Source organism: Lysinibacillus sp. FSL M8-0216, assembly GCF_038595555.1.
In the GTDB taxonomy this organism is placed as follows: domain Bacteria; phylum Bacillota; class Bacilli; order Bacillales_A; family Planococcaceae; genus Lysinibacillus; species Lysinibacillus fusiformis.
In genome coordinates this window covers 1,201,881-1,217,241 of record NZ_CP152007.1, presented here as the reverse complement: position 1 = coordinate 1,217,241, position 15,361 = coordinate 1,201,881, and the positions used below count along the sequence as shown (strand labels likewise).

Annotated in this window: 15 protein-coding genes; all 15 read right to left on the bottom strand. The window is 37.9% G+C overall.

Annotated features, from left to right (window positions below; all coding sequences use genetic code 11):
- Nucleotides 1–8 precede the first annotated feature (8 nt).
- The 15 genes from MKX57_RS05650 to MKX57_RS05580 all read right to left on the bottom strand — a co-directional run bounded on the left by MKX57_RS05650 (nt 9) and on the right by MKX57_RS05580 (nt 15,348).
- Nucleotides 9–1,313, bottom strand: a complete 1,305-nt coding sequence (locus MKX57_RS05650; protein WP_342550834.1) for an ATP-grasp domain-containing protein — start codon at nt 1,311–1,313, stop codon at nt 9–11.
- Between the two features lie 78 nt (nt 1,314–1,391).
- Nucleotides 1,392–2,402, bottom strand: coding sequence for a histidinol phosphate phosphatase domain-containing protein (locus tag MKX57_RS05645; RefSeq protein ID WP_090001043.1), 1,011 nt, complete (start codon nt 2,400–2,402; stop codon nt 1,392–1,394).
- A complete protein-coding gene (locus MKX57_RS05640; protein WP_008178893.1) occupies nt 2,402–3,184 on the bottom strand; it encodes a DeoR/GlpR family DNA-binding transcription regulator in 783 nt (260 codons plus the stop codon). Before MKX57_RS05640 ends, MKX57_RS05645 begins: the two co-directional genes overlap by 1 nt.
- Nucleotides 3,181–4,182 (bottom strand): ABC transporter ATP-binding protein, encoded by a 1,002-nt coding sequence (locus MKX57_RS05635; protein ID WP_008178894.1) that lies wholly within the window; start codon nt 4,180–4,182, stop codon nt 3,181–3,183. Before MKX57_RS05635 ends, MKX57_RS05640 begins: the two co-directional genes overlap by 4 nt.
- Entirely contained in the window at nt 4,179–4,964 is a 786-nt protein-coding gene (locus MKX57_RS05630) for an ABC transporter permease subunit (RefSeq protein WP_342532326.1), read from the bottom strand. Before MKX57_RS05630 ends, MKX57_RS05635 begins: the two co-directional genes overlap by 4 nt.
- Nucleotides 4,961–5,806 (bottom strand): ABC transporter permease subunit, encoded by an 846-nt coding sequence (locus MKX57_RS05625; RefSeq protein WP_342532325.1) that lies wholly within the window; start codon nt 5,804–5,806, stop codon nt 4,961–4,963. Before MKX57_RS05625 ends, MKX57_RS05630 begins: the two co-directional genes overlap by 4 nt.
- A 74-nt stretch (nt 5,807–5,880) precedes the next feature.
- On the bottom strand, nt 5,881–6,717 hold the full coding sequence (locus MKX57_RS05620; RefSeq protein ID WP_342532324.1) for an alkaline phosphatase family protein: 837 nt from the start codon (nt 6,715–6,717) through the stop codon (nt 5,881–5,883).
- On the bottom strand, nt 6,707–7,795 hold the full coding sequence (locus MKX57_RS05615; protein ID WP_342550833.1) for an extracellular solute-binding protein: 1,089 nt from the start codon (nt 7,793–7,795) through the stop codon (nt 6,707–6,709). The genes MKX57_RS05620 and MKX57_RS05615 overlap by 11 nt, the downstream gene beginning before the upstream one ends.
- A gap of 231 nt (nt 7,796–8,026) precedes the next feature.
- A complete protein-coding gene (locus MKX57_RS05610; RefSeq protein WP_342532322.1) occupies nt 8,027–8,404 on the bottom strand; it encodes a 2-oxoglutarate ferredoxin oxidoreductase subunit beta in 378 nt (125 codons plus the stop codon).
- Between the two features lie 206 nt (nt 8,405–8,610).
- Nucleotides 8,611–9,477: a 2-oxoacid:ferredoxin oxidoreductase subunit beta gene (locus tag MKX57_RS05605; protein ID WP_008178901.1), complete on the bottom strand. Its 867-nt coding sequence runs from the start codon at nt 9,475–9,477 to the stop codon at nt 8,611–8,613.
- On the bottom strand, nt 9,477–11,216 hold the full coding sequence (locus MKX57_RS05600; protein WP_008178902.1) for a 2-oxoacid:acceptor oxidoreductase subunit alpha: 1,740 nt from the start codon (nt 11,214–11,216) through the stop codon (nt 9,477–9,479). The genes MKX57_RS05605 and MKX57_RS05600 overlap by 1 nt, the downstream gene beginning before the upstream one ends.
- Before the next feature lie 262 nt (nt 11,217–11,478).
- A complete protein-coding gene (locus MKX57_RS05595; protein WP_008178903.1) occupies nt 11,479–11,745 on the bottom strand; it encodes a stage V sporulation protein S in 267 nt (88 codons plus the stop codon).
- Nucleotides 11,746–11,923: 178 nt separating this feature from the next.
- Nucleotides 11,924–12,721: a TIGR00282 family metallophosphoesterase gene (locus MKX57_RS05590; RefSeq protein ID WP_008178904.1), complete on the bottom strand. Its 798-nt coding sequence runs from the start codon at nt 12,719–12,721 to the stop codon at nt 11,924–11,926.
- A gap of 126 nt (nt 12,722–12,847) precedes the next feature.
- Nucleotides 12,848–13,837, bottom strand: a complete 990-nt coding sequence (locus tag MKX57_RS05585; RefSeq protein ID WP_008178905.1) for a glycosyltransferase — start codon at nt 13,835–13,837, stop codon at nt 12,848–12,850.
- Nucleotides 13,828–15,348, bottom strand: a complete 1,521-nt coding sequence (locus tag MKX57_RS05580) for an oligosaccharide flippase family protein (protein WP_342550832.1) — start codon at nt 15,346–15,348, stop codon at nt 13,828–13,830. Before MKX57_RS05580 ends, MKX57_RS05585 begins: the two co-directional genes overlap by 10 nt.
- Nucleotides 15,349–15,361: the final 13 nt, after the last annotated feature.

The following is a 15,361-nucleotide window of genomic DNA, read 5'->3' as shown; positions in this document are numbered from 1 at the left end:
TAAGAGAGCTAAACGTTACGATCAATAAAATACTTCCTATGCTTTATATATAAGTATCCATTGTATAATTTCAGCTTGACCCAACGCTTCATACTCATATCCTCTTTATAAAATAAAGCATTTGTATATCGGCCTTGTTTCACTAATCGTTTGGCTTCAATTTTTAATTTTTCATTTCCCATACATTTATATAAAGTTTTTGGAGGCAGTAGTGACCACAAATGCTTAGTTTGGACATATGTTCGTTCAAGCGGGATGTGGAATAGATAATCATCCACTACATATTGCATGAAGTTATGGCCGCTCGCTGTTACATAATAGCTGGAAGAACCGGCTCGTAAATTGAGCTCAAATAACTTATACTCCCCATCACGCGGATCATATTTCATATCAAAATTGGCAAAACCCGTATAACCGATGTCCTCTAACAGATGCCGGATTGTATCCATCAATTGCTCATCATAATCGATCATGACAGCTAAAGAGATACCTTTGTTTTGCGGGGAGGGGTCCTCAAAAAGCTTATTGCTTAAACACATCAATTTCACTTTTTTATCTCTCCCTACATAGACGTCTAATACGCGAATGAACGAATCATCACCGGGGATAAACTCTTGTAAAATTAAAGTGTCCTGATAGCTTGAGCTATAAATACTGCGAACAATCTGTTGCATCTCACTGTCATTATGGACTAGATAAATTTTTTTCTTCTCAGGAAAGGAGCAGCTAGAGTACGCCACAGAATTGGAAGGTTTAATAATGATTGGGTATTGGAATGGTATGAAGCAGTTTGTCTGTTGTTCCTTTGTTACAGTCACTGTTTGGGGGTATTTTAACTTATACAAGTCACAAAGTTGATAAAATTTTTCCTTTGTTTGAACCTTCTTGAGCAAAACTTGGTCGATATAGGGTAAAATAAAATATTTTTTTAGCTGCTCTTTATTTTTAATGATCAGCTCTGCGTAGAAGCAGTCGCAAACTAATAATATCAATCGTTGATGCTGAAACTGCTTTGCCAGCGTCAACAGCGCTTGTACAAAATGGTTAGGGTCATCTAAATTCTCTACATATCGAAAGTCAAGGATACCACTATTTTGCGTAGCGATTCCCCGCGTACCACTGGAGAAAAATGATTGGAAATTCCCCCGCTTTCTAGCTGGCTCGATGACAAGGCTCTTAATAGTATAGGCCTCATAAAATGAACGAGCTACCCCGTAGGCATGCTGTCCTGATTGTATAACAATAGGCAAAAATGGTTGTACATGTAGGTATGACAATTGGATCACCTCTCTAGTAAAAATGAATTTATTCATTTGTATGCGAACTAGATTGGACATATGTAGCACAAATAAAAGACACTAATATAAAAACTTTAGTGCCTTCTCCCGTATCTATATTTCTATAAATTTTTTAATGCGTTGTTCAAAAGAGACGATGGATTGAACCCCATGGCTCTTTAGCAAGTCTGTATTGGCAAATGTATGCTTTCCTAAATCATCAGGGAAATGGGCATCTGAGGAAACTGTAAAAATAACCCCATAGTCAAGTAAGGTTTGTAAAAAGCGAGGGCCAGGGCACATTTCTTTTACAGGATAACGATAATACAACCCGGCATTGATCTCCGTGGCAGTTTCAGTTGACGTTAAAGCTTGTGCGATACGTTCATACCAAACTTTTAGAAATGCCTGATCCTCTACCTGATAATTAAATACTTTAAAGTTGTCAAGATGGGCCACAAAATCAAATAGTTTGGACTGAATCATGTTTTCAACAGTCATAAAAAATCGCTCATAGTTTTCTTGTAATGCTTGCGGACTCATTTGCTTAAATAGATATTCTGTTTGGGGATTATCAAAGCCCCAGCCATCTACAAAATGGACTGAACCGATTACATAATCCCACGGATGTTCGGCTAATAATGAAGTTAGCTCCATTTCCCCACCTATAAAATAATCTGCCTCTATACCTAGCTTCAAGGCAATGCCTTCTCGGTGCCATTTTTCCTTCGCCTGTTGAATAGTAGAGACAAAAGTATCGATATTTTCTGTCATGACACGATCTAGCCAATATCGCTGTAATTGACCAATCTTACTATCGTCCAATTTCATAAAGCGCTCGAAGTAAGCACGCGTCTCCTTAAAACGATATAAGTGATCAACAATGCCAACCTCTCGTAAACCAAGCTGCTTTGCTTGCTGAAGATATAAATCCAACCATTCCTCACTATAGCAGCCATTTTGAACCCTCTTTGTTAACCTCTGTAGTTGAAAGGTCATCTGCTCCTTTGAACCCTGTGCAGTAGCATCCACATGTTGAAAGAACTCAAGCGCCTGTGATGTACGCTCTAGCCAGCGCGATGAATAAGGCCCCTCTTCTAAATGTACATGATAATCAATTGTCATCAACTTTTCCCTCCATTACATACCGTCCATTTTTCTTCATAAGCCTGCCATTCTAATGGACAGGTATTTTCACAAAAAATTTCCGTACATTCTTCAAGATGACAAATTTGAAAAAATGATTTTCCATTAATTTTCGATGCATCCGCTAATAAATAATTGACCTTACTATGCTTTTGCATTTTTTTTGAAATGAGAGATTCATCTAAATCATAATCGTAAACAACACCATCACTAATGCCACCACATGAAATAAATGCTTTATCAAAATTCATATTATCTAACATTTCCAAAGTCATAGCTCCTGCGACAGAGGATTGTCGCGGATTCGCGGTACCACCTAGTAAAATAACCTTCCCAGTCATGCGTCTTTCCTCTATAGCTAAATTAAACTGGACAGCTGCTGCAATCGAGTTTGTAACAACTGTTATATCGTCAACAGCTAGTAGAAAATCTGCAATATGAACCGTTGTCGTCCCCGTATCAATTGCTATCGTATCTCCATCGCTAATCCGTTTTGCGGCCATACGAGCAATTTGACGCTTAGCCTCTTTCTGCATTTGTAGCTTACGCAAAAAGGCAGGCTCATTGCGTACGTTCGTATATTTAATAGCCCCACCATGCACTCTTGTTAACAAACGCTGTTGCTCTAATTCATCAAAGTCTCTTCGTATTGTTTCAGGAGCTACTTGAAGCGCATCAGCAATATTCGCAACAATAATTTTCCCTTCCCACTCTAATTGTTTTAATATGAATTCGAATCTTTCTAGTTTTGCGTAAGTCATGATAATGCAATCACATCTTCTTTTGCGACATAACACTTATAGGTTGCTCCCATTTCAATTGAATAGCCCTGTTGATGCAGCTGCTCGATTGTAAATAAGACCTCCCCCTCAAACATTGTTCGAATGATATTGCCACTCATTAACGATTGTTTCGCTATTCCTGTTAAACACAGATCACCATTTCTTTTATCGAAATGCAAAGCTTCAGGACGAATCGCAAATTTACGGTGTGGCTCTGGTAAAGGTTCTCCGAGCATTTGCTGTAAAACCTGTCGAGAAAAAACATTATAATGCCCAATAAAATTAGCAATAAATTCATTATCAGGTCTTGTATAAATCTCAGTTGGTGTCCCACTTTGCGCAATACTGCCATTATTCATTACAAATATTCTATCTGAAACAGCCATGGCCTCTTCCTGATCATGCGTTACTAAAATCATCGTCATATTGAGCTTCCGTTGAATGGCCCGTAAATCTGCCTGAAGCTTCTTACGTATTTGAGCATCTAGCGCACTAAGTGGCTCGTCTAATAACAATACTTTAGGTCGGACAATTAACGCTCGCGCTAGTGCAACACGTTGTTGTTGACCTCCCGATAGTTCTTTCGGATAAGCGTGCGCTTTTTCGCTTAAATGAACAAGCTCCAACATGTCTTGAACGCGCTGTTCTAGCTCAACTGAATTCTCTTTTTGCATACGCAAACCAAAGGCGACATTTTCTTGCACGGTCATATTCGGGAAAAGTGCATAGGATTGAAAAACCATCCCCACTTGACGATCCTTCGGCTGTACACCATTCATATCTTTGCCTTCAATGGAAATTTTGCCTGCCGTTGCATCCGTTAAGCCTGCAACAATACGAAGAATCGTACTTTTTCCACAGCCACTCGGTCCTAATAAAGTAATAAATTCACCTTTGTCAATTTTCATATTAATATTCGATAAAACAGTTGATGACCCATAGTTTTTATGAAGCCCTTCAATAACAAGATAACTCATAGATTTGTAGCACCTTTCGATCGTTTCGTTACTATTGCAATGACAAATGTTAATAAACCCATCAGCACGATATAAATGAAAACTACTGCACTAGCAATATGTCCACTTGTACTCAGTTTTTTCATTAAATAAATTTGAACGGTTTCAAAGCGAGAGCCCACAACAAGATTAATTAAGACAAATTCGCCAAATAAAACAGAGAAAGATAACAGCGCACCTGCAAATAAGCCGGGATAAACTGTAGGCAGTAAAATTTTTGTGAATGCTTGCCTTTTAGAGGCGCCAAGCAATTGAGCTGCATCAAGAAGTTGCCTTGCATCTATATTTCGCAAACTATTTCGTGTGCCCTGATAGATATAAGGTAGAATGCCAACAACATAGGCCCCTAAAACAACGAAAATCATCGGTATCCCTATTTTACTATAAACGCGGATAAGTCCTACCGCTAAAATGATTCCTGGAAAAGAATAAACCATGACAACGGCCATCTGTATCCACTTTTCATACGTAGGAAAGTACAAGACAATAACGAAGATGGCTGGCACAATAACAAGGAGCGCAATACTAACAGCACCTCCTGCTAATAATACTGAACGTCCAAATGCTTGAATAAAATCACTATCCTGAAACAATGCGGTAAACCATTTTAATGTAAATCCTTCAGGTAATATCGTTTTATTCCATTTTGATGCAAAAGCATAGAGCATCGTTGCTAGAACGGGCAATATAAGATACCCAACTAATAGGAGGAAAAATAAATCGGCCAAGCCCCTCTTCTTCATTTAAGTTTCCTCCTTGTTTTTGAGATGCTCCACTCACTAATTAACATAGCCGTTACCATGGATACGGCTAAAATGACCGCTATCGCACTTGCTAGCTCTGGTTGGGCAAAGATATCACCCTTAATTAATGAGCCAATACGAATCGCCACTAAGTTATAATTACTGCTCGTCAGCGCATAGGCAGAGGCATACGCCCCCATAGCATTAGCAAATAACACACTAAAAGTTCCGACAATCCCTGGTAGCATAACTGGTAAACCAATTTTCATCCAAAACTGCCAACTGGATGCCCCTAAAAGTGCAGCTGCCTCCTTCCACTGCTGCTGGATTCCATCATAAATCGGATATAATAGCATAAGCGATAGCGGAAGCTGAAAGTAAATATAAATTAATAAAAGACCACCCCAACTATAAAGTGAAAATGATGACAGTGCATCAATATCCCATTTTTCAAATAACAGTGTAAATAAACCACTGTTGCCAAGTAACACGATAAAAGCAAACGCTAACGGAATACCCGAAAAATTAGATGTTAAATTTGTTAGTATTAAAATTTTCTCCCTTACTGGCTCAGAAAACTTCATCATGGCATAGACCGCGAACAATGTAACCATTAACGCGATAATAGCTGAAATGACGGATAAGGTAATACTATTTTTAAACCCCTGTAGAATATAGCCGTTTGTAAAAACCCCCTTGTATTGTGCCAGCGTAAAGCCATCACTATTTTGAAAGCTAGTTATGAGCATATACAATAAAGGGACAAGGAAAAATAATAATAGTAATACTAGAAAAGGAGAAAGCCAGGCAATGGATTGCCGCTTCGATATCAACACAATCACTTCTTTCTATAATTACTGCTGCTCAAGGGGATAATAGTCGCTCCAGTCAGTCTAATAGGAGCGACTATTATTAGTTAAACCTCTTTTGCTGCATACACACCTTCAATCAAAAGTGGCACCATCTCATCAGTAGGCTCCATATTCAATAAATGACAGCATAGTGGTGCAATTTGTAATTGTGAAACGACACCCTCATTTATCCCTGCCTTGATAGAATCGGCTATCACAAACAGTGGAACATAACGATCCTCATCCGTTGTTCCTCCATGATTGCCATCACTCGTCATGCCATGATCCGCTGTAACAATAACCTCATACCCTTGCGCCATACATTTTGGGATGAATAATGATAATAAGGCATCCATCGCTAAAACACGATTGCGATATTGTGCGGAATCCGCAGTGAATTTATGACCATCATCATCAACATTCATCGGATGAATATAAAGGAAATCAGGCTGCTTTTCATCCATTAGCCACGCTGCATCTGCAAATACATGACTATCCGGATAATGATCCTCAAAATAGAACAATCCATTGTCAATTGGTAAGGATGTATCCAATTGAATTCTGTCAGCCATATGGTTAAATGGTGCTCTGTTATAAAGTTCGCTTACCCAATAATAGGCTGAGGCTGCAGTAGTCAATCCGTGTTCCTTCGCAACATGAAAGACACTTTTTTGAGTCGATAAACGGACGGTCATATTGCTTGTGACACCATGAACGATGGGGGGTGTCCCTGTTAAAATAGTTTCATACAATGGTCGGGATAACGCTGGAACCTCCGAACAAATTTTATAGCGCGCTGCTACCTTTCGCTCTACTAAATGGTGTAAAAATCCCATATGGCTACAAGCAGTATCAAAGCGTAGTGCATCAACGACAATAAGAACTAGTTTCTTATTTTGCATGGATTAACACCTGCTCCTGAAATAATTGTGGAATTTGCTTCGTTGTTTCTTCCCATTGCTTTTGATCGTTTACTGGCTGAGCATTGTTATACATATCAGCTGGTAATAATAAATCTTTAACATCCTGTGGTAGGTCTACTTTATCTCGAATTGGTCTTGCATAGCCTTTTGCTAAATTTTCTTGACCTGCATCAGATAAAATATATTCACGTGCTAGCATGGCCGCATGTGGGTTTTTCGCATACTTGTTAATGATCGTTGCATAGCCTGAAGTAACAGATCCCTCATTTGGTATCACTACCTCAAAACGGTCCTCATCAATTTGGTGACGATAGCCTAAGGCATTGAAATCCCATAAGATCGCGACATCAATTTCTCCTTTTTCTAAGTTTGCGACCGATGGATCACCCTGTAATCTACCTTGCTTCGCTAACTCAGCAAAAAAATCAATCCCAGGTTGAATATTGGATTCATCCCCACCAAATGCCATAGCAGCTGCTAAAATAGCAAACTGTGCTTGGTTAGCTGTTAATGCATCCCCAATGCTGACTGTATAATCGCCATTTTTTAAATCCTCCCACGATTTAGGGGCATCTTTTACATTATTTTTATCTGTTAAAAATGAAATAGTTCCAGTATAGCCTACGATCCAATGGCCTTCATCGTCTTTAGCCCAATTAGGTATCTCATCCCAGTAAGAAGTTTTGTATGGTAACGTTAGACCCTTGTCCTTGGCAATTGGACCAAAAGCAATCCCTACATCACCGATATCTGCTGTAGCATCATCTTTCTCCGCTTCAAACTTCGCTAGCTCTTCAGCACTCGACATATCTGTATCTTTGTGTTTAATGCTATATTCAGTTCCTAGCTCCTCCCAAGTTTCCACCCAGTTCGCCCATGTATCAGGCATACCAACAGAATTGACAGTTCCCTGTTCCTTTGCTTTTGTCGTAATTTCTTCAAGCGTTACATCTTCATTTACCTCGTTTGCACCTGATGAACTGTCTGAACAAGCTGCCAACATGGAAATAGCTAGTGCACCAATTAAGCCTTTTTTCCACAACTTTTGAATTGCCATGTGTTGGACCCTCCATTTGTTTTTGTTTATTTTTATTTGCTTACACCTGTAATGGTATAAAACAAACATTAAGCAAGTATGGAGGTCGTTAAAATATTTAGTAAAAATTATTGAGAAATTATAAATATCTATGAATGAATAGAATGATCTATAGAGAATTAAAAATTAATTGAAGAACATAGGGGGTGTTGTATGTGTACGTGTGATTGACCAGACGTACACATACTTAGATTATTTGGAGAGACCTAAAAAATCAGCATATGTATGCGGCTCATTTTCCTTTAAAATTGTTAAAAATGTAAACGCTAGTTGAACAACAGACCACCATCTCATATTGTAAGACATTTCAAAACGAGCGGGTTCTAAAGTAAAGACATCCTGAAATATAGTCATCGGCTCTATATGCTCATCCTTTAAAATAGACAGAAAGCCCAGAAATAACGAGTGGTCTTTGACTTCTATCAGTTTGCCCTCAACGAGTGCATCAATATTTTCTGGTTGTTCGAAATTGCAGTGTGTCGCCACATAACGCTCTAAATCCTGCGCACGCTGCCTTTCTTCACGTTCTTTTTTCTTTGCAATAAAATCAATGACGTTATTCACGTGCATCGCCTCTTTTTTTCTTTTATTGTAGCATTTTCGGGGAGATTTTTACCTCTACTAGCCCCTTGTATTTGTTTTAGTTTCACAACTTGAATATGAATTCACATATTTTTGTATCATTACTGCTGTTTTCTAACTCTACATGCAATACATTCATGCAACAAAAAAAGCATTTGGACTATTACCAGTCCAAATGCTTTGACTCTATCATTTTACATAAATTCTTTTACTAGCTCATTGAAATCATTTTCACTCATTTTAATATCGATATCTGTTAATGGTAACTCGGAGTAGCCAGGTACTTTCTCTTGATAAGATGCTGTTTCTGTATCATGATAAATAATTCCTGTTACTAAGCCCTCATTTTCCATCACTGTACGCATCGCCATACCACGATCTGAGTGATCATAACCTTCAACATCCGCTAATTTTGTTAAATTCTCTTTAAACCAATCGTATGTGTTCACTTTGTTATATGTGACACAAGGTGAAAAGACATTGATGAATGAGAAGCCTTTATGGTTGATCCCTGCTTCAATTAAAGCCGTCAATTCTTTAATATCTGTTGAGAAGCCTTGTGCCACAAATGTAGCACCACTTGTTAATGCAACTTCTAAAGGTTTTAACGATGGCTCAATTGCTCCACCTGGTGTGGATTTAGTGATGAATCCAGCAGCAGAACGTGGAGATGTTTGGCCCTTTGTTAAGCCGTAAATTTGGTTATCCATGACAATATACGTAATATCAATATTTCGACGGATTGCATGAATCGTATGCCCCATACCGATCGCAAATCCATCGCCGTCGCCACCAGAAGCAATAACATGTAAATCACGATTGGCCATTTTTAATCCTTGTGCAATGGGAAGTGCACGACCATGAATACCATGGAATCCATAAGAATTGATATAACCTGAAATACGACCTGAACAACCGATTCCAGAAATTACTGCAAGTTCATTTGGTTCAATTCCAACATTGGCAGCAGCACGTTGAATAGCTGCCTGTACAGAGAAGTCTCCACAACCTGGGCACCAGTTTGGCTTTACTGCATTACGAAAATCCTTAAATGTTGCCATTAGCGAGTCAACTCCTTTACACGATTTTCTAATTCACCTGGCAAGAATGGTGTACCATTATATTTAGTGATTGTCGCGATTTTATCGTGACCACCTATGTTCATTTTCATAATATTAGCTAATTGACCTGTATAGTTATTTTCTACAACGATCACTTTTTTCGCCTGTGCTACAAGAGGTGCCATTTCCGCAGATGGGAATGGGTGAACTAAACGAATATGTGCATGATTCACTTTCATACCTTGAGCATTTAGTCGTTCTTGCACTTCTTCGATAGCTCCTCTTGTTGAGTTAAAGCCTACTAATAAAATCTCGGCTTCCTCATGTGGTGCATTTACAAATACAGGGTTATCAAATTTCAAACTTTCTAATTTACGGAAACGTTTATCCATTTGTGCTTGACGATTACCTGTTGCTTCAGATGGCTTTCCTGTTTCATCATGCTCAACACCAGTAACGTGATGAATACCATGTAATGTACCAGGTAATACTCGAGGTGAAACCCCATCTTCAGTATCTTCATAACGTTTGAAGTAGGCTTTATCAGTGGCTTCTTCAAGATCATCAATCACAATTTTACCGCGACGAATTTCAATCTTACTGTAATCAAATGGTTCTACAGATTGTTTCCCTAGCGATAATTGTAAATCTGTCATTAAGATAACTGGTAATTGCAATTCCTCTGCAATATTAAATGCTTGGATTGTATCAAAGAATGCTTCCTCCATTGTAGAAGGTGCAATAACTACTTTAGGGATTTCTCCATGTGTTCCGTAAAGCATTGCCATTAAGTCCGATTGTTCTTGCTTTGTTGGTAGCCCAGTTGAAGGACCTCCACGTTGTGTATCAACGACCACTAATGGCTGCTCTGTCATACCTGAAAGACCAATTGCTTCCATCATCAGTGAAAGACCAGGTCCAGCTGATGCTGTAAAGGAACGAACACCACCAAAGTTAGCGCCAATCGCCATTGTTGCTGCGGCAATCTCATCCTCTGTTTGAATAACTGTCCCACCAAATTTCGGTAACTTTTTAATTAAGTATTCCATAATTTCTGAAGCAGGCGTAATTGGGTAGGCTGCCATAAAGCGTGTCCCAGCAGCTAATGCACCAAGCGCCACTGCATCGTTACCAATCATAAACATACGACGCTTGCCATCTGCAGGAGAAATTTCCCATGCACCTACACGATCACCTAACAGCTCATTCATGATTTGACGACCACGAGTAATGGCTTCCATATTTTTTTGAACGACCTCTTCGCCCTTTTTCCCAAAAATATCATCGACAACATTTTGGAACACGGCATCTTCTAGATTTAGCAATGACGCTGTTGCTCCGATTGCTACCATGTTTTTCATCAAAGACGTCCCAAGCTCTGCTGCTATTTCCGTAAACGGTACAACAAATAATGGTGCCTTTGAATCTTCTGGTTTAACAGGATCAAATTTGGCATCCGCTAAAATAATACCATTTTCTGTAAGTTCTTTATAATTGACATCGATTGTTTCCTGATCGAACGCCACTAAAATATCTAAATCATCCGCAATTGCACGTACTTCTGTTGGACGAACTGTAATTTTATTATTCGTATGGCCACCTTTAATTCGAGAAGAGAAGTGACGATAACCGTATAGGAAATACCCTAAACGATTCATTGCCATTGAGAAGATTTCACCTGTACTCTCAATCCCTTCACCCTGTTGCCCACCGACTTTCCATGAAAGCTGATGTAACATGTCAACAACTCCTTAAATCCAATGTGTACTATTATTTTTCCTTCATAAGTTTAACACGAAGAAACCTTCTGCACTATTGTTTCTCAACGATTTAGGCGAAAATCAGACCTTTGACTGAAAATCCTGTTCATAAAGTTGTAATTTTCAAATCCAAGCAAAATAACGCGCCTATTTCAAGTGACATCTATCATATGTAAACAGGAAAACGAAAAAATGCCCGTCACTTTATTATGTGACTAGGCATTTTACTTATTACACTTTTTTATCGATTACGTTTTTCCACTAGCAGCTTCAAGGCTGTACGTTCTTCACCAGCAATTAAAATATCGGCAAACGCCGGCGCGCAAATTAAATCTGTGCCACTTGGCGCTACAAATCCGCGTGCGATGGCCACTGCTTTCACGGCTTGGTTAAGTGCACCTGCCCCAACTGCTTGCATTTCTGCTTGCCCTTTTTCTCTGATTACCGCGACTAATGCACCTGCAACTGAATTTGGATTAGAGCGTGATGATACTTTTAATGAATCCACAATTATTCCTCCCCGTTTCGCGAATAGTGTTTACGCTCAACAACTCATGTCCCCCTTTTTGGACCTCAAGTTATTGTCCGTAGCACATTTTATGCTTCGCAAAACGGAAATAGACTAGTTTCACAAAGAATCCTGTTTCCTCGGTAAAAGCGCTGTAAATCAACATTCTTCGACTTTTTTATCCTTGGAATGGATAATCTTCATTTATATAAATGCGTTCACAGGTTTTAGCCTTCCCTGTTTGATTATCAATCTCTACAAAGAAACCACTCAATACTTCTCGGCCTTTTTTCGGTACTTCAAAACGAGATGGCATATTTGTTTGGAATTTATAAATAACACTTTCCTTCGTCATCCCTAAAATCTCATCATATGGACCTGTCATACCTACATCCGTAATATAAGCTGTTCCATTAGGATAAATGCGTGCATCTGCTGTTTGCACATGTGTATGCGTCCCAACAACTGCAGAAGCCTTTCCATCTAAGTGCCAGCCAAGAGCGATCTTTTCACTAGTTGCCTCCGCATGGAAATCTACAAATACAAGCGGTGATGTTTGACGAGCTTCTTCAATCAATTTTTCTGCCATCGCAAATGGGTCCTCATGAGGTGGTAAAAATACACGACCATGTAAATTAATGACAGATAATGTCACACCATTTTTAGAAATTTGCACCATGCCTTTACCTGGTGCTTCTTCTGAAAAATTTGCTGGACGTATTAAATAATCAGCATCATCAATAAAATCAAATATATCTTTATTATCCCATGTATGATTACCCATCGTAATAACGTCTACACCCATTTGTAGCAGGTCATTATAAATATTATGTGTAATTCCGCGTCCTGCCGCAGCATTTTCACCGTTGGCAATGACAACATCAACATTATATTTCTTTTTTAAGCGAGGTAAATATTTCTCTACTGCATCCCGACCAATTGAACCAACAATATCGCCAATAAATAAAACTTTCATTTTTTCAACCACTCTTTCTTTCCATTACGTCTCTAAAAAACAGACTTTACGTACCTTGAATAACATCATTAATTGTAACGCTAGGTGGAGGATTAAGCAAAATAAAATAAATATCTGGGCATTATATCACTTTGCTCTTTTCACCTTCATGTAAATTAATGTTGAGGATAAAGTAAGCCAATTCATTTTTATGAGCTTTAAAAAAATAAATTGTTGTAGTTTACGGTTCATTAGCTTCACCTTCAATACTTCTGGATACGCTTGTAAAAAGGATTGAAGGGCATTTTTAATGGCCTGTGGTTTAGCTGGGCATTGATGAAGAATAACAAGGAGCCCTTCAAATTGGTAATTTAAAAAGCTATTTTTTACTTTCTCATAAACCTCTCCACTCTGTAATTCCTCAGAAAGCTTTTTATACAACAAATCATAATTATTTCTTACATTGCTCATAGCTCTACTTGTGAGGGAATTTTGATTGCCTACATTATAGTAATAAAGCTGTTTTGGGACATAGCAGATGGATTGATTCTTTATAACAGCTCTCGTTAGAAACACTGTGTCTTCTGCAAAATTCATCGTTTCATCAAATTTTAGTTTATGCAAATCTATAAAGGATTTTTTATATAGTTTACAGCTGGCAAAACCAAAATGCTTTTCGCCTATTTCTGTAAATAATTTATTTAAACAAGCGGTTGCGCTATAAGTAAAGTATGTCTTTGAGGGATAATATAGCTGCCTACTTCCTATTTCCTCCTGCCAAAATAAATCGCATTTAACAATATTGCTACCTGTCAGTCTACAGGCGAGAAATAGTTCTTCCAGCATAGTTAGCTCTAGCCAATCATCCGCATCAACAAAAGTAATATATTGTCCCTTGGCTTGTTCCATCCCTAAATTTCTTGCCTTACTCACACCACCATTGTCAGTATCTAAAACAGTTATTCGAGCATCCACCTGTGCGAAATTTTGTAAAACCGTCAATGATTGATCTTCGCTACCATCATTAATCGTAATAATTTCAATGTCCTTTAAACTTTGATGACAAATACTCGTAAGACATTTGTTCAAATAATTCTCGGCATTATAAACAGGGACAATCACACTTACTAAGACCAAAATTTTGCCCCTCCTTTACGTAATAACTCTATCCACTTTCTTCTGTGCTCTTTTGTCATGCCAATAAAGAAAAGGCTCCCACCAGCCAGAACAGTATAATAACAAATATAAAGGATGATAGAGACCCAAGTAATGGGAGGTTTCGTTAAATCCCATAAAAGCTGACTACAGCAAATAGCCATTATAAATGCTAAAACGAGCCTGCTAATTGTTCGCCAAAAACCCAAAATATCTAAACCAATTTTTTTATAGTAATAAATATTCATGATTACTACATTTCCAATAAATAAAGAACATGCTGTAATAATTGCTGTGCCCATTTTTCCATAAAAATAGATAGCCGGTATGGATACAATGATATTGACGACCGCCACTATCATTAACAAAATGGTTCTAAATTTAAAAAGATTCTTCGCCTTCAACACATTAATACCTAAATTTTGTATGAGATCAATACTGAATGGCACCATAATAATAAGAACAATGGCATAGATGGCCATAAAATCCTTGCCTAACCACAGTAATAAAAATTCTTTTCCAAACAGAAAAAAACCGCCTAGTATATAGCCAACTACTAAAAACTGAATGGCGCCCACTTTAATGAATAATTGGTTAATTTCTAATAAGCCATCTTCTTTTGTGACAAGCATAGAAATACGAGGTAGAAATAAACCGCTTATGGCTAACGCAAGTGACATAAATATGAGCACTATTTGCATAGCTACCGCATAAACTGCCACATCCTCAGTCCCTTTGAATATGCCTAATAGTACTTGATCCGTTTGCCAATAGATTTTATCGACAATGACTGTAATGAAAATGAAAAAAGAATAGATAAAAATTTCCTTTATAAGCTTTATGTTTTTTAAAGTAAATGTAAATCGGATGGATAAGACTTTGATACAATAAACGGCATCCAACACTAAAAAGAGAATATTATAAATAGCAATAATATAGATTAATGTTACCGCATCGGTTCCCTGTAACAGAAAAAACAACATTGTCAAAGGCTGTACAATCACCTGTAGTAATGTTGTTAATTTAATAAAAATAAATTTTTCATATGCTTGTAAGATGGAAGTAAAAACACCTAGTGGAAATTGCACCGCTACACTAATCGTCATGATATAGCCCATTACTTTGGCTTTGGCTAATTGGTCTCCAGATAAGCTTTGTCCAAAAATAATATGTACTTGTGAAAATAGGAAAAAGCCTATCAATAATGTAAGAAAGCCAATACCCATAAATAATTTCAAAAAAAATCCATTTAATGATGCTTCTAATGCCTTATCTGCTATTGCTCTATTTCTAGCAATATAGCGTACAATCGCATTGCCCAACCCTAAATCTAAAATAGAAAGATAGCCAACAAGGACAATCATTAAGGAATATAATCCAAATTCTTCCTGTCCAAGAAGCGAAATCATAAAAGGGGTAAAAAGAAGGGAAGAAATCATCGTGCAACCGATTATCAGATACGAAAGAATGGCTCCCATCTTAATTTCTTTCATGAGCACACCTTTC

What these genes read in the sequence shown, in the direction of transcription:
- MKX57_RS05600 (WP_008178902.1), bottom strand. Translation starts at nt 11,216, where the DNA reads ATGTTACATCAGCTTTCATGGAAAGTCGGTGGGCAACAGGGTGAAGGG.
- MKX57_RS05620 (WP_342532324.1), bottom strand. Translation starts at nt 6,717, where the DNA reads ATGCAAAATAAGAAACTAGTTCTTATTGTCGTTGATGCACTACGCTTT.
- MKX57_RS05640 (WP_008178893.1), bottom strand. Translation starts at nt 3,184, where the DNA reads ATGACTTACGCAAAACTAGAAAGATTCGAATTCATATTAAAACAATTA.
- MKX57_RS05610 (WP_342532322.1), bottom strand. Translation starts at nt 8,404, where the DNA reads ATGCACGTGAATAACGTCATTGATTTTATTGCAAAGAAAAAAGAACGT.
- MKX57_RS05580 (WP_342550832.1), bottom strand. Translation starts at nt 15,348, where the DNA reads ATGAAAGAAATTAAGATGGGAGCCATTCTTTCGTATCTGATAATCGGT.
- MKX57_RS05630 (WP_342532326.1), bottom strand. Translation starts at nt 4,964, where the DNA reads ATGAAGAAGAGGGGCTTGGCCGATTTATTTTTCCTCCTATTAGTTGGG.
- MKX57_RS05615 (WP_342550833.1), bottom strand. Translation starts at nt 7,795, where the DNA reads ATGGCAATTCAAAAGTTGTGGAAAAAAGGCTTAATTGGTGCACTAGCT.
- MKX57_RS05605 (WP_008178901.1), bottom strand. Translation starts at nt 9,477, where the DNA reads ATGGCAACATTTAAGGATTTTCGTAATGCAGTAAAGCCAAACTGGTGC.
- MKX57_RS05645 (WP_090001043.1), bottom strand. Translation starts at nt 2,402, where the DNA reads ATGACAATTGATTATCATGTACATTTAGAAGAGGGGCCTTATTCATCG.
- MKX57_RS05635 (WP_008178894.1), bottom strand. Translation starts at nt 4,182, where the DNA reads ATGAGTTATCTTGTTATTGAAGGGCTTCATAAAAACTATGGGTCATCA.
- MKX57_RS05590 (WP_008178904.1), bottom strand. Translation starts at nt 12,721, where the DNA reads ATGAAAGTTTTATTTATTGGCGATATTGTTGGTTCAATTGGTCGGGAT.
- MKX57_RS05650 (WP_342550834.1), bottom strand. Translation starts at nt 1,313, where the DNA reads ATGAATAAATTCATTTTTACTAGAGAGGTGATCCAATTGTCATACCTA.